This window comes from Kitasatospora sp. NPDC058406 (genome assembly GCF_042722765.1).
In the GTDB taxonomy this organism is placed as follows: Bacteria; Actinomycetota; Actinomycetes; order Streptomycetales; family Streptomycetaceae; genus Kitasatospora.
Genome location: NZ_JBHXKE010000109.1, coordinates 15840 through 30338 on the forward strand (window position 1 = coordinate 15840; position 14499 = coordinate 30338).

Annotated in this window: 11 protein-coding genes; 2 read left to right on the forward strand and 9 right to left on the reverse strand. The window is 73.1% G+C overall.

Going from position 1 to position 14499, the window contains the following annotated elements; genetic code table 11:
- The first annotated feature begins 52 nt into the window (after positions 1 to 52).
- On the forward strand, positions 53 to 2128 hold the full coding sequence (locus ACFWOG_RS21950) for a TnsA endonuclease N-terminal domain-containing protein (RefSeq protein WP_380360441.1): 2076 nt from the start codon (positions 53 to 55) through the stop codon (positions 2126 to 2128).
- A gap of 18 nt (positions 2129 to 2146) precedes the next feature.
- On the opposite strand, the gene ACFWOG_RS21955 is transcribed toward ACFWOG_RS21950, so the two are convergent.
- The 9 genes from ACFWOG_RS21955 to ACFWOG_RS21995 all read right to left on the reverse strand — a co-directional run bounded on the left by ACFWOG_RS21955 (position 2147) and on the right by ACFWOG_RS21995 (position 13702).
- Positions 2147 to 3754 (reverse strand): amylo-alpha-1,6-glucosidase, encoded by a 1608-nt coding sequence (locus tag ACFWOG_RS21955; RefSeq protein ID WP_380360442.1) that lies wholly within the window; start codon positions 3752 to 3754, stop codon positions 2147 to 2149.
- Positions 3754 to 4578, reverse strand: a complete 825-nt coding sequence (locus ACFWOG_RS21960; protein WP_329876545.1) for a carbohydrate ABC transporter permease — start codon at positions 4576 to 4578, stop codon at positions 3754 to 3756. Before ACFWOG_RS21960 ends, ACFWOG_RS21955 begins: the two co-directional genes overlap by 1 nt.
- Positions 4579 to 4585: 7 nt before the next feature.
- Positions 4586 to 5530, reverse strand: coding sequence for a sugar ABC transporter permease (locus ACFWOG_RS21965; RefSeq protein ID WP_329951247.1), 945 nt, complete (start codon positions 5528 to 5530; stop codon positions 4586 to 4588).
- Positions 5527 to 6837, reverse strand: a complete 1311-nt coding sequence (locus ACFWOG_RS21970; protein WP_380360444.1) for an ABC transporter substrate-binding protein — start codon at positions 6835 to 6837, stop codon at positions 5527 to 5529. Before ACFWOG_RS21970 ends, ACFWOG_RS21965 begins: the two co-directional genes overlap by 4 nt.
- 107 nt (positions 6838 to 6944) lie before the next feature.
- Complete coding sequence (locus ACFWOG_RS21975) at positions 6945 to 7694, reverse strand: SDR family NAD(P)-dependent oxidoreductase (protein WP_380360446.1); 750 nt, start codon at positions 7692 to 7694, stop codon at positions 6945 to 6947.
- Positions 7691 to 8872: an NAD(+)/NADH kinase gene (locus tag ACFWOG_RS21980; protein ID WP_329951245.1), complete on the reverse strand. Its 1182-nt coding sequence runs from the start codon at positions 8870 to 8872 to the stop codon at positions 7691 to 7693. Before ACFWOG_RS21980 ends, ACFWOG_RS21975 begins: the two co-directional genes overlap by 4 nt.
- The gene (gene gcvPB, locus ACFWOG_RS21985; RefSeq protein WP_329951244.1) at positions 8827 to 10383 is read right to left on the reverse strand and encodes an aminomethyl-transferring glycine dehydrogenase subunit GcvPB; all 1557 of its coding nucleotides are present in this window, start codon (positions 10381 to 10383) and stop codon (positions 8827 to 8829) included. The genes ACFWOG_RS21980 and gcvPB overlap by 46 nt, the downstream gene beginning before the upstream one ends.
- Positions 10380 to 11729: an aminomethyl-transferring glycine dehydrogenase subunit GcvPA gene (gene gcvPA, locus ACFWOG_RS21990; RefSeq protein WP_380360448.1), complete on the reverse strand. Its 1350-nt coding sequence runs from the start codon at positions 11727 to 11729 to the stop codon at positions 10380 to 10382. Before gcvPA ends, gcvPB begins: the two co-directional genes overlap by 4 nt.
- Positions 11726 to 13702: a beta-galactosidase gene (locus ACFWOG_RS21995; RefSeq protein WP_380360450.1), complete on the reverse strand. Its 1977-nt coding sequence runs from the start codon at positions 13700 to 13702 to the stop codon at positions 11726 to 11728. The genes gcvPA and ACFWOG_RS21995 overlap by 4 nt, the downstream gene beginning before the upstream one ends.
- Positions 13703 to 13808: 106 nt before the next feature.
- Between ACFWOG_RS21995 and ACFWOG_RS22000 the strand changes: the two genes are divergently transcribed.
- Entirely contained in the window at positions 13809 to 14456 is a 648-nt protein-coding gene (locus tag ACFWOG_RS22000; protein ID WP_329951242.1) for a GntR family transcriptional regulator, read from the forward strand.
- The last annotated feature ends 43 nt before the right edge of the window (positions 14457 to 14499 follow it).

Consider the following 14499-nt stretch of genomic DNA (forward strand, 5'->3'; position numbering starts at 1 on the left):
TCGTCGTGGTGCACGAGGACACTCCAGTGATGTGACGGACCGTGGGGGGACCATGGAGAGCAAGGCATCCGGTTCGAGAGCCGGTCTGGCCTGGACCGAGGACGAGGACGAACGGCTGCTGGAGGCGGCGGGCCGGGGAGAGTCCCTGGAGGACCTCGCCGCCCGGCACGGCCGTACCGTCGGCGGCATTCGCGCGCGTCTGAGCCGCTTCGTGCCGCTCACCGACGCCGGTGACGAGGAACTACTGCAGTGGCTGCGGACCCATGCGGGCCCGGTCCGCGCGGCCGATCACACCGCCGAACGCACCGCCGAACGCACCGGTGGTCGCGCCGGTGGTCGCGCCGCCCGCCGAACACCGGCCGCGCCGGACCCCCGCGCCGCCGACGTTCTCGCCGAGTGGCAGCACCTGACCGGGCACGAGCTGCGTCCCGATCGGCAGACGGCCTTCCTCGCCCGCCCCGTGGTCGGCACGCTGGCGGCCGCGGACCCGGCCGTCCGCCGGGACACCGGCCGACGGCTGTGGCAGGACACCCGGCAACTGCTCCTGGAGGACTGGGCGCTGGAGTGCCGGTGCCCGGGCGCCACCGCGCCGGCCCCGCCCTGGAGCGCCGTCGCCGGGCACGACGACGACACCGCGATGGCGCTGCGGGAACTCCTGGCGGCGGCCGTCGACGAGCTCCCCCGCGAGCGCCACCGCCGGATCATGACCCTCCGGCTCGGCGTGGGCGACCACGAAGCACAGACGCTGGAGACGGTCGCCGACGCCTTCGGCCTGTCCCGCGAACGCATCCGCCAGCTGCAACAGAAGGCCGTGAGCGCGCTGGCCCGCGCCACCACGCCCGCGGCCCGCAGGTTCCGGAGCCTGCTGTCCGAGCTCGGCCGCCCCGACGGGACCCCGACCGACGGCGAGGACGGACCGCCCGACGCCGAACGCCTCCTCGACCTGGCGCGGGTGCTGCTGCCGTCCGTCCCGCCGCGCCGGGCGGTCGCCCTGCTCGCCACCCTCGCCGGGGCCGGCAGGCTTCCGGCGGACAACCTCGCGGCCCAGGCCATGACGATCCGCACCCTGCGCCACGGCGCGGCCCGCCGCGAGGCCGCGCGGCAGGGCCGTACCGAGCGGGCCACCGCGCGGTGGAGCCGTCTGGAGGCCGACGTCCGGTGGGCCGGTACGGGCGGGAGCGCTCCCCCGCGCGCGGAGCTGGAGGCGCTGCGCGAGGCGGACGACGAGGATCCCCGCTCCGGGTCGTGGGAGTGCCCCAAGCTCGGCCGCGCGGTGGCGTACGAGTCGGAGACCGAGCTCCAGGTGATCCAGCTCCTCTCCTTCGCCTCGCAGGTCGCGTACTACCAGGAGCAACCCCTCGCCGTCGGCTACGAGTTCGACGGGCGGGCGCGCACGTACTTCCCCGACCTGCTCGTCGCCACCACCGACGGGCGCTGCGTCCTCGTCGAGGTCAAGCCGGTCTTCGAGATGGCCACCGCCGTCAACGTCGCCAAGTACCGTGCCCTTGAGGCGTTGTGCCGCGACCACGGCTGGGGCCTGCTGGTCACCGACGGGTACCGCACCCGCTCGCTGGTGGAGAACCACCCGGCGGACCCGCGTCTTGCCGAAGCCATCGGCCCGCTGCTGGCGGAGGGCACGGTGCTGGGATGGCCGCACGTGCTGACCGCAGCGGGTGCGCAGCGCCCGGGTTCGCTGGACATCGCGGCCCTGGCCCTGCGTCACGGGTGGGAGTGGCGCACCCGGCCGTTCCGGCTCTCCGCCGGCCGGGCCGCGCCCGCACCGGTTCCCGTCGCCGTCCCGGAGCTCGCGCCCACGCCGACGCCCCTGCCCGGTCCGGACCTCGTGCCCGCGCCCGTTTCCGTTCCGGGCCCGGTAGAGGAACCGGAACCGGACCCCGGTCCGGCGGCCGTCCCCGGGCCCCGTCAGGAGACGCTTCCGGGGCAGGACGACCCGGCGCCCGCCGGTCCCGGCGAGCCGGTGTGCCCGACGCCCGAGGAGATCGAGGCGGCCCGGACGCCGGCCGGCGGGTGGCGTCGCAGCCAGCTCGCGGCCTGGGGCGTCCCGTGGCCTCCCCCGAAGGGCTGGAAGCAGCGGCTGACCGCCCGGTCGCGCTCCGGGAGGTCCTGACGGGACGGCCGCCCCGGTTCAGGGGTGCGGCCGGTCCGGGCCGGTCCGCAGGTGCTGCCGGTCGGTGGCGAGGTCGACGAAGAGGGCCGCGGACCAGCCGAAGCCGGAGGTCGCGCGCCTGCCGCGGGCACCGGTCAGGGGGTTCCAGTACTCGTAGAGGCCGCCGGCGCCCGCGACCATCGCCAGGGTGCGGCTTCGGAGCTCGTCGGCGGTCTCGGCGAAGCCCGAGCGGCGCAGGCCCTCGACGAGGAGGTAGTTGACGTTCAGCCAGACGGGGCCGCGCCACATCGCGTCCGGGTCGAAGGCGGGATCGTCGAACGCGACCGTCGGGACGGGGCGTTCCCCCCAGAAGGCGGCCGAGCGGAGGGTCCGCTCCAGGTGGGCGGCGATCTCGGCGGGCAGGCGGCCGGTGAACAGCGGCATCAGGTCGAGGACGGTCCGGGCGGGGACGTCCGCACCGTCGGCGAGGGTGCGGAAGCGGGTGCCGTCCCAGCGGCGTGCGACCAGCAGGTCGGTGTGGGCGGCGGCCCGCGTGCGCCACCGGGCGGCGTCCCCGGGCCGGCCGAGGGCGTCGGCGATGTCCGCCAGGCAGTCGGCCTCGTGGATCAGGTAGGAGTTGAGGTCGGGGGGTTCGGCGCGGGGGCCGTAGTCCCAGACGGGGCTGTCGTCGAGGCCGGACGAGTAGGGGTGCAGGTATTCGGGCAGCCCGTCGCCGTCCGGGTCGGAGGCGGTGAACCACCAGTCGTGCGCGCGCACGAGCCGGGGGTAGACGGAGGCGAGGAACGGGACGTCCGGGTGGCTCCGGTGGAGCTTCCGCACGGCCCAGGCGGCCAGCGGCGGTTTGGTGACCGGGACCGGATCCGCGGAGGGCAGGGCGCCGTTGGCCCGGCCGACGTGTTCGCTCAGGCGGGCGTGGTCCGACCGGGGGAGGTCGGTGGTCTCGGCGAGGACGCCGTGGTCGTGGACGACGTCCGGGAGGCGTCCGTCGGGGAGCTGGTGGTCGAGGACCAGGAGGATCTGGTCGCGGGCGAGGGCGGGCGAGGCGTGGCGCAGGCCGACGGCGTGGAAGAGGGCGTCCCAGTTCCAGACGCCCACGTAGCCGTACTTGGAGGGGACGAGTCCTTCGCGGCCGGCGATCGGCAGCAGGTTGACGGCCAGGGTCCACCAGGCCGTCCGGGCGCGTTCCGCCAGGTCCTCCGGGACGGGCGGCATCCGGGCGAACCACGCGTCCCAGCGGGCCTCGGACGCGGCGCGCACGGCCGCTTCCGACCACCGGCCGGGCGGGCCGACGAGGACGTGGCAGCCCGCCAGGGCGAGGGTGTGCTCCGTCCCGTCGGGCCGCCGCCAGGAGGCCCGGGCGCGGTGTCCGGCGATCACCAGCGTGGCGGGGTCGGCGAACAGCAGCGACACCCCGCCGGCAAACACCACCTCGGTGGGCGTCGCGGAGACGACGGCGAGGTCCTTCCCCGCGGGGTCGCGGACGACCAGGGCGGACAGCTCGGTGGTGCGGGCGAGCGGGGTCTCGTACGCGGCGCGGGCGATCCGGAGGCCGTCCGGGTGGGCGGTGACGAGCAGGCGCGAGCCGCGTTCGGTGAACGGCCGCTCCACGAGGTCCAGCGTGAGCATCAGCGTCCTCCCAGGCCCGAGGAGGCCATGCTGTTGAGGATCTTGCGCTGCCCGACCAGGAACGCGATCAGCATCGGCACCACGGTCATCGCCGACAGGGCGGCGGTCAGTCCGTAGTCGACGCCGCCCCGCTGGGAGTGGAAGGAGTCGAGCAGCAGGGGGATGGTGAACAGGTCCGGCGTGTTCAGGAACACCAGCGGGAAGAAGTAGCTGTTCCAGCTGGCCAGGAAGACGATGATGCCGAGGGTCCACAGGCCGGGCCTGATGTTGGGCAGGATGATCCGCCAGAAGATCGTCCACCGGCTCGCGCCGTCGATCCGCGCCGCGTCCTCCAGCTCGACCGGGACGGCCCGGATGAACTGGCGCAGCAGGAACACCGCGAACGGGTTGGCGACGGCCGGCAGGATCAGCGCCAGGTGCGAGTCGATGAGTTGGAGCTTGGCGAGCATGATGTAGAGCGGCACGATCGTGACCTGGGCGGGGACCATCTGGGTCGCGAGGAAGAGGCCGAACAGCGGCCCCGAGCCGCGGAACGGTATCCGGGCGAAGGCGTAGGCCGCCATCGCCCCGGTCAGCAGGGTCGCGACGACGGTGACGGCCGCGATGTACATGCTGTTCCAGTAGGCGCGCCCGAGCGGCACCTCGCCCAGGACGTCCGGGTAGTTCTGCGGGCGCCACGGCCCGGGGAGCCAGGCGAGCGGGTCGTTGATCATCTGGGTGGCGCCCTTGAAGGAGGTCAGCATCATCCAGATGAACGGGAACAGCATGACCAGGCCGCCGGCGGTGAGGCCGGTGTGCAGGAGGATCCGTCTGCGGTTGCTCATGGCGGCCTCACGACTCGTAGTGGACGAAGCGCTTCTGCGCCTTGAACTGGACCGCCGTGACGAGGAGTGTCAGGAGCAGCAGGATCAGGGCCGCGGCGCTGGAGAGGCCGAAGTGGAACTCGCGGAAGCCCTGTTGGTAGACCTTGTAGACGATGGTCTGGGCGCCCTCGTTGTGGTCGGGGTTGACGAGGACGTAGATCAGGTCGAAGGCCTGGAAGGAGCTGATCACCGAGACCACCACGGTGAAGAAGACCGTGGGTGAGAGCATCGGCAGGGTGACCGAGCGCAGGGTCTGCCAGGGGCCGGCGCCGTCGATCCGGGCGGCTTCGAGCAGGTTCGTCGGGATGGTGGCGAGTCCGGCGAGGAAGATCACGACGTTGAGGCCGAGGGACGACCAGATCGTGACGACCGCGATGGCGGGCACCACCCAGGTCGGGTCGGCCAGCCAGTCCGGCAGGGTGATCCCGAAGACGTCCTGCACGGTGCCGTTCAGGATGCCGTCGGCGCCGCCGCCGAGGATCATCTGCCAGATCACCGACACCGCGACGGAGCTCGTCACGACCGGCAGGAAGTAGACGACCCGGTAGGCGGTGCGGCCTCGCACGCCGTGCAGGGCCAGGGCGAGCAGGAGGGCCAGGACGAGGCCGCCCGGCACGGTGATCAGGCCGATCTTGACGGTGTTCCACACCGCGCGGCCGAAGGCGGGGTCGGTCAGCTGGGCCCGGAAGTTGTCCAGTCCCACCCAGCTCGCGTCACCGAGCCCGTCCCACTCCATGAAGGACAGGACGACGGCGAACCCGAGCGGGCCGACCAGGAACACCAGCAGGCCGAGCAGTTGCGGGGCGAGGAAGACCACGGCCCACCGGCGGTCCCGGCGCCGCCAGAGCGGCTCGCGGCCGCTCCGTGCGGGGCGGGACCGCCGGCGTGCCACGGCCTGGGAGACGGCGCTCAACCCTTCGGGCCCTTCATCCCGTCGACCAGGCTCTGGAGCTGGGTCATCCCCTCGTCGAACCCGACCTTGCCCTCCCAGATCTTCATGAGGTGGTCGTTGATCGCCTTGGTCAGGCCGGGGACGGCGACCTCGTCGGGGTAGTTGGCGAAGCCCTTGTCGCGGACGTCGAGGAAGGTCCGGGCGTGCGCGGGGTAGTTCCCCTCGGTCACCAGGTTCTCGGCACCCTTGATCGACGGCACGGCGCTGCCGCCCTTGAGCCGCAGCTGCTGGCCCTCCTTGCTGACGAACTCGCTCAGGAAGGTGAAGGCCTCCTTCGGGTGCTTGGTGTCCTTGTTGAGGGTCAGGTAGGACGCGGCGACCGCGCCGGGGGTCGGTTCCCCGGTCTGCGAGGGGAACGGCACGACGTCGTAGCTCTCGCGGTCGCCGCCCTTGTCGATGCCCTCGATGACCCAGCGGCCCCCGGCGTAGAAGCCGGCCTTGTGCTTGACGAACTGGGTGGCCGCGCTGTTGCCCTCGGGCAGCAGGTCCGCGGAGGCGAAGGTCTTGTCCCGGTAACCGTCGGCGAGGGTCCTGAGCGCCTGCCGGGCCTTGGGGTCGGACGGTGCGACGAACGTGCCGTTGTCCCAGACCTTGCCGCCGAAGCCGTTGACGAGGCTGTAGTTGGCGCCGTACCAGTTCCAGAATATGGAGCCGTACCGGCCGGAGTCCTTGAGCTTGGCGTTCATCTCCAGGTACTTGGCCATGGTCCACCGGCCGGCCTCGTTCAGGGCGGCCGGGTCCTCGGTGATGCCGGCGGCGGCGAGGGCCTTCTTGTCGAACCACAGGACCTCGGGGTTGGTGTCGTTCGGGACGCCGAACGTCACACCGCCCTTCTTCGCCCCGCCGTAGATGCCCTCGAAGAAGTCCGTCGGCCTGCTCTTGCTGAGGGGGCCGGCGAGTTGCTCGTCGAGCGGGGCGAGCACGCCGTCGGCGACGAGCTTGCCGATGTAGTCGTCACCGACGTAGAACACGTCGGGGGCGGTCCTGGAGGTGAGCTGGGTGATCAGCTTGGGGTGGTAGTCCTCGTAGGAGGCGACGGGCTCCAGCTTCAGCGTGATGTTCGGGTACTTCCTGGTGAACTCGTCGGTGAACGCCTTGAAGACCGCCATGTCCTCGGCCGAACCCCAGGTCGACCAGCGCAGGGTGACCTTGCCGTCCTTCGCGTCGCCGGTGGAGCCCGCGCCGCCGCTCCCGCTGCACGCGGACACGGACACGGACAGGGCGACGGCGACGGCGGCCAGGACCGTCCTTCTCTTCACAGCAGACATCAGATGCCTCCGAGGAGCTTTCGCGGGGGGGGGGTGGGTGGGTGGAGCGCGCCGGAGCGGTACGGAAAGGTGGAGCGGGGGTGGTGGAGCGGGGTGGAGCAGGGGGGTCAGGCGAGGCCGCCGCCGTCGACGACGAGGGCGGACCCGGTGATGTAGCTGCTCGCGTCGCCGGCGAGGAACAGCACGGCGCTCGCGATCTCCTCGGGCGACCCGGCCCGGCCCATCGGCCGGTCGGCGGCGTCCTTCTCGAAGGCCGACCACTCCACCTGCAGCTGACGCGCCTCGTCGCGGAGCATCGACGTCATGGTGTCGCCGGGGTTGACCGAGTTGACCCGGATCCCCGCAGCGGCGTGGTCGATCGCCAGGGCGCGCGTCATGTTGACGACCGCGGCCTTCGAGGCGCAGTAGGACAGGGCGTTGCCGCCTCCCTTCAGCCCCCAGCCGGAACCGGTGTTGACGATCGAGCCGCCCTGCGTCATCGCCGGGATCGCGAAGCGGCACATCAGGTAGACCGACCGGACGTTGACGGCCATCACCCGGTCCCAGTCGTCGGCGGAGATCGCCAGCGCGGTCTGGCGCCGGATGATCCCGGCGTTGTTGAACAGGACGTGCAGCCCTCCGAACCGCTCGACGGCGATGTTCACGATCCGCTCGCAGTCGACCTCGGAGGAGACGTCGGCCCGTACCGACACGGCCCGCCCGCCGGCCGCCTCGATCTCGCGGACCACGGCGGAGGCGTCCGCCAGGTCGGCGACGACCACCGCCGCTCCCTCGGCGGCGAACAGCCGGGCGGTGGCCCGGCCGATGCCGGAGGCTCCGCCGGTGACGACGGCGACCTTGTTCTGCAACGTGTTCATAGCTCCTCGTTCGCTGACTGGATGCGGTACATCACGGACTCGCGGTACCCGGTGACGACCCGGGTGTGGCCGCCGAACGCGGCGTCGGCCGCGGCGTCGCCGCTGTCCACGAGCAGCGGCCGGCCGCCGAGGGCGGCGAGCTTCTGCTGGGTGGCGAGCACGACGATCCCGGCGAGCCGGTCCAGCACCCGGGGGCTGAACTGCTGGTTGCCGCGACCGATCACGAACCCCTGCCCGCCGATCACGGACAGCACACCATGTGTCACCTGTGACATGGCAAGGGTGTGCAAGGTCCGCTCGGTGACGTCGGGGGCGAGCAGGACGCCGTCCCGGACCACGTCGACCCCCAGCGGCGTCAGGTCCAGACCCAGCGCGCGGCCCACCGCGAGCGTCGTCGCCCCGGGGCCGAGCGCGTAGGCCTCGCCGGGCACCATCGACGCCACCACCTCGCGCGCGATCGACTCCGCCGATCCCGGTGGCGCCCCCGACGACCCGCTCTTGCGCCCGCTGAGCCGCGTCCTGGCCGCGGGCACCCGCAGGGTCCCGTACAGCCGGGCGCCCACCCGCCCCGACCGGTACGCCTCCTCGTCCAGGTCGACGACCTCCGCGTCCAGGGTGGTCCCGTCGAACGCGGCGGCGGTCGCGGCGGCGGCGAACGGGCTGACCGCGAAGCAGCCGGAGTAGACCTTCACCCCGGCCGGCACGCCGAGCACCGGCCCCCGGGGCCGGGCGTCCAGCACGTCCCGCGCCGTTCCGTCCCCGCCCGCGAACAGCAGCAGGTCCGCCCCGCCGAGCACCGCCACCGCCGCCCGGGTGTCCGCCGCGCCGGTCGTCACGGTCACCGCGCCGCCGGCCGTGGTGGCGGCCCCCGCACCGGCCCGGGGGCGGTGGACGACCTCGTGGGGGACGCCGGCCGCCCGCGCGCTGTCCTCCCCCATGGCCCCCGCCACGGTGCGCACCCGGACGTCCGGGCGCAGGCGGTGGAGCGCCGCCAGCGCGGCGGCCGCCCGCTCCCCCGCACGCGGGACGGCGCCGAGGGCGAGCGCCCTGGCCTGGACGTCGGGGCCGTCGCTGCCCTTGAGCGCGGCCGGACCCCCGAGTCCCGCCACGGGGTTCACGACCAGGCCGACGATCACCGGCGGTGCTTGCGACAGTAGGCGCGCCAGCTCGGCGACCACTGCGCGGGATCGTCCAGCGAGGTGGGGTCGATCCGGTGGACGGTCTGGTGGTAGGGCGCGTTCTTCACGAACTCGGGGTCCTCCCGGGCCTCGGAGGCCACCTGGGCGAGGATCGCGGCGTACTCGTCCAGGTCCTCGCGGGAGTAGGACTCCGTCGGTTCCAGGGTGAACGGCTCGGGGACCACGTACGGGTGGTGGCTGGTCCAGTAGTGGACGCCGAAGTCGGCGGCGCGGATCCCGATCTCCTCGGAGTGCACCCCGGTCTCCTCCGTGAGGTCCTGCCAGGAGTAGCGGACCTGCTCCACCCGCCGCCGGTCCGCCCACGGGACGGAGGCGCCGGGGATCCGCAGGACCTTGTGCATCAGGTAGTTGTTGTTGAGGACGGCCGTCTCCGCGACCTCCCGCAGACCGTCCGCGCCGAGCGCCATCACCCACGCGTAGGCGCGCACCACGTTCGGCGTGACCCCGAGGAACGGCCGGATCTTCCCCACCGACCGCTCGGGGGAGGCCAGCGTGTACGACGCCCCGGCGCGCTCGACGACCGGTCCGGGCAGGAACGGCGCCAGCGCCTCGGAGACGCCGCACGCCCCCGCCGCGGGCCCGCCGCACGCGTGCGGGGTCGAGAACGTCTTGTGCAGGTTGAAGTGGCACAGGTCGAAGCCCGCGTCACGGGCGCGGGTGATCCCGAGGATGCCGTTGGCGTTCGCCTGGTCGTAGCAGGCCAGGCCGCCCGCCTCGTGGACGAGGTCGACGAACTCGCGGATCCTCGGGTTGAAGATCCCGGTGTCCTCCGGGTTGGTGATGAGCAGCGCCGCGGTCCGCGGGCCCACGGCCGCCCGCAGCGCCTCGATGTCCGGGTTGCCGGCGGCGTCCGGCATCAGGGTGATCACCTCGTACCCGGCGACCTTCGCACACGCCGCGTTCGAGGGGTGCGAGAACATCGTGGTGACGACCTGGTCGCGCTGGCCGCCCTCGCCCCGGGAGGCGTGGTAGGCGCGGATCATCGCGATGTTGGCGTAGATCGCCGCGGAACCGGCGCCGGGCTGCAGCGACACCCGGGCCATGCCGGAGATCTCCTTGAGGATCTGCTCCAGCCGCCAGTAGATCTCCAGCACGCCCTGGACGGAGTCCTCGGGCTGCAGCGGGTGCAGTTCGGCGATCTTCGGATCCCGCACGAAGGTGTCGTTGACCTTGGGGCTGTACTTCATCGTGCAGGTGCCCTGGCCGACGTCGATGTTCAGGTCGGCGCCGAGGGTCTCCTGCGACAGGCGCAGGTAGTGGCGGACCACCTGGTTCTGCGACAGTTCGGGCAGCGCCGGCGGGGTGCGGCGGCCGACGCCCTCGGGGAGCTCGACCGGCGGCGCGTCCGGGGCGGGCACGCCCACCCCGCGCCGGCCGGGCCGGGACAGCTCGAAGATGATCTCCTCGTCCCAGCGGGCCTGGTGGAAACGGCGCAGCGCGGGCTTGGGTGCGACGGGCAGGGTGGCGAACGATTCTCCGTGCGAGCTCACTTGGTGCCTCCGATGGCTGAGAGGGCGTCCTTGGCGGCCGCCGCGAGGGTGTCGATGTCGGCGATCGAGTGCCGCTCGGTGACGCAGACCAGGACCTCCCGGGAGCCGAGCCGCACCCCGCCGAAGATGTCCCGGCGGCGCAGCGCCGCGAGGAACGCGTCGGCGTCCGGCACCTCGACGGCGAACTCGCGGAAGTGGAAGGCCCCCTGGTGACGGACCCGGGCACCGGCCGAGGCCAGGGCCCCCATCGCGTACCGGGTCCGGGCCAGGATCGTCTCGCCGATCTCGCGCATTCCCTGCGGGCCCATCAGCGAGAGGTAGACGCCGGCGGTGATGCCCCACAGGGCGGCCGCGGTGCCGACCCACTCCTTGCCCTCCTCGCGCAGCGCGAAGGAGGTCCGGTCGTAGAAGACGTCACCGAAGCCGTACTCCCCGGGGACGGCGGTCGGGGCGATGCCGAACAGGCGGGAGGGGAACTCCGCGACCAGGCGCTCGTCGTCCCGGCTCGCGATGAAGCCGGCCTGGCCGCCGCCGTACTGCTGGTGCATGCCGAGCGACTGGATGTCCCCGCAGACCAGGTCCGCGCCGAAGGACGCGGGGGGCGCGAGCACGCCGAGCGCGATCGGGTCCGTCCCCACGACCAGGAGGGCGCCGGCGCCGTGGGCGAGGTCCGCCAGTTCGCGCCCGCGCGTCTCGATGACGCCGTAGACGTTGGGCGTCTCCAGGTAGAGCGCGGCGAAGGTGTCGTCCAGGTCGATCTCGCCCACCTCCCCCGAGCCGGCCACCGGGGCGAGCACGACCTCGACGTCCGGGGCCAGGTAGTCCCGGATCTTGGCGAGCTTGTCCGGCGCGATCGCGCCGCTGACGAGCACCCGGCCGCGGCCCGTGCGGCGGGCGGCCATCCGCAGGGCCGTCCCCGCCGCCTGGAAGCCGTCGTAGGTGGGCACGTTGACGACGTCCATGTCGAGCAGCTCGGCCATCATCGAGACGTACTCGAAGAGGGCCTGGAACCGGCCGTGGTCCTCGTAGGGCTCCCCCGCGTAGGCGGTCAGGAACTCGCCGCGCCCGTTCACCTCGTCGCACACCGCCGGGACGTGGTGCGGGTAGCAGCCGTGCCCGAGGAAGCTCAGCACCTCGGTGGTGTCGGTGTTGCGGGCCAGCAGGCCGCGCATGTGCCGCACCAGGCCGGGCTCGTCGGCGAACGGGGCGGGCAGGTCGAGGGGGCGGCCCGGCCGCAGGTCGGCGGGGATGTCGCCGTAGAACTCGGCGACGCTCGACGCACCGATCTCGGCGAGCATCGCCGCCCGGGCCTCGGGCCCCGCGTTGGGGATGTAGGGATGGGTCACGAGATCTCCTCGGGCTTCAGGACCACGGCGTCGCGGGGCGCGAGCACCACGTGGCCGTGCAGGGGACGGCCGGTCAGCAGGTCGGTCCCGGCGGCGGGCAGGGTGACGGTGGCCGGTGCGGCCCCGTGGTTGAGCAGGAACAGGTACGCGCCGCGGCGGCACGCCTCGACGCCGGCGGGCAGGTCCGTCCCGGTGACGCCGGTGACGCCGGCGCCGGCGAGCACCTCGTCGAGCAGCGGGGTCAGGTCGTCGGGCAGGCAGCCGAGGTAGGTGGCGTGGCCGCGCCGGGTGACCGCCGCGCGCCCGTCCAGCGGACCGCCGCGGTAGCGCGCGACCACCTGCGCGTCGTCGACGGTCAGCCACTCGCTCCAGGTCCGGGCCGTCAGCCGGGTGCCGTCCGGCGTCACCACCTGCTGGGTCAGGCCGTCGGGGATCGGCCAGAACTCCTCGACGCGCACGCCCAGCAGCTCCCGCAGCGGCCCGGGCGCGCCGCCCTCGTGGACCTGGTCGGCGGCGTCGACGACCCCGCTGAACGGGCCGACGACCAGCCGGCCCGGGAAGGAGGCGAGGTTCGCGGCCTGCTCCGCGGTGCACAGGTAGAGGTTGGGGACGACGACGACCTTGTAGGAGGAGAGGTCCCGGCCGGGCGGCGCGAGGTCGACGGCGATGCCGCGGGCGTGCAGCGGCCGGTACCAGGAGAGGAGGAGCGCGTGCAGCGCGAGCCGGTTCGACGGCAGCGACTCCGGCGCCTCCAGCCCCCACCAGCTGTCCCAGTCCAGGACGAGGGCGACGTCGGCCGACGTCGTGGCCCCCGCGACCTCGGCCAGCCGCCGCACGTCCGCCCCCAGTTCGAGCGTCTCGCGCCACTGGCGGGTGTCCGTCCCGCCGTGCGGCAGCATCGCCGAGTGGAACTTCTCCGGCCCGTACGCGGCCTGGCGCCACTGGAAGAACATCACCCCGTCCGAACCGTGGGCGACCGCCTGCAGGCTGTGCAGGCGCATGAGGCCCGGCTCCTTGGGGACGTTCACCTCCCGCCAGCTCACCGCGCCGGGCGCCGATTCGAGGAGCAGCCACGGCTGCCGCTTCAGCGAGCGCATCAGGTCGTAGCTGAGTGCGGCCTTCACGTGGGACGCCGGGTCGGCGGGGTCGGGGTAGGCGTCGTCGCTGACGACGTCCTCGGCCGCCGCCCACGTCCAGTAGTCGAGGTGGTGCAGGATGCTCATGAAGTTCGTCGTCACGGGGACGTCCGGGGTGACGTCCTTGAGCACCCGGCGCTCGGCCTCGAAGCAGGCGAGCAGCGCGTCGCTGGAGAACCTCCGCCAGTCCAGGACCTGGGCCGGGTTGACCGGACCGGGTGCCTTCCGGGGCGGTTCGACCTGCGTCCACTCCGTGTAGTGCTGGCCCCAGCAGGACGTCCCCCAGGCGGTGTTGAGGCCCTCCAGGCTCCCGTGGCGGTCGGCGAGCCAGCGCCGGAAGTCCCGCGCCGACTCCTCGCAGAAGCACTCGACCGTGTGGTCGCCGTACTCGTTGCCGACGTGCCACATGACCAGCGCCGGGTGCTCCCCGTAGCGCTCCGCCATCGCCCGTGCCAGCCGCACGGTGCCCGCCCGGAACACCGGCGAGGAGGGGCAGTAGCCCTGCCGGGAACCGAACCCCAGGCGGGTCCCGCCCGCGTCGACGGGCTGCATCTCGGGGTGTTCCCGCACCAGCCAGGGCGGCGGCGTCGCCGTCGCGGTGGCCAGGTCCACCGCGATCCCGTGGGCGTGGAGCAGGTCAAGGACCCGGTCCAGCCAGCCGAAGTCGAAGACCCCGGGCGCGGACTCCAGCCGCGACCAGGAGAACACCGCGACGGTCACGACGTTCACCCCGGCCTCGGCCATCAGCCGGACGTCCTGCTCCCACACCTCCTCGGGCCACTGTTCGGGGTTGTAGTCACCTCCGAACAGCATCCCCGGCACCCGCGTCAGGCTCATCTGCCGCCTCCCGTCCACCCGGTTCGCATTTTGTATTCAGAATGCATAGTGCAGTACTCTGCATCCGGTCAAGGGCTATGGTGGAAATCCGAGGATTGGGGACCCGATGGCGATCGAGCGCCGCCCGCTGCGAGAACAGATCCGCGACGAGCTGATGGACCGTCTGACCCGCGGCGAGTTCGCCCCCGGCACCGACGTCAACGAGGCCGTCCTAGCGGCCGAACTGGGCGTCAGCCGCACCCCCCTGCGCGAGGCGCTGATCACCCTCACCGGCGAAGGGGTCCTGGAGAGCAACCAGGGCCGCGGCTTCCGCTTCGCGCCCGTCAGCCGTACCGAGTTCCGTGAACTCGTCGCGATCGTCGCCTCGTTGGAGTCCCTCGCGCTGGAGTCCTCCGACCCCGCGCACCTGCGGGGCATCGCCCCCCGGCTCCTGGAGATGGCCCGGGAGTTCCCCGACCCCGTCGCCGACCACGCGACCGTCGACCGGCGCGACGACGAGTGGCACGGCCTCCTGCTGAGCGGCTGCCCCAACGAGCGCCTGCTCGACCTGCTGGCCCGCATCAAGGCCGGCATGCGCCGCTACGAGAACCTCGTCGTCGCCGAGGACCAGCCGGTCGCCCGCGAGGCCGAGGAGCACTGCGAGATCGCCCGGAGACTCCTCGACGGCGACCTCACCGGCGCCACCGAGGCGCTCAGGGCCAACTGGGTGGGCGGCATGGAACGCATGCTCGCCCACATCCCCCCGGACCGGTGACGCGCGCACCCCGCACGCCGCGGCGGCGGGTCGGGTGCGCGGG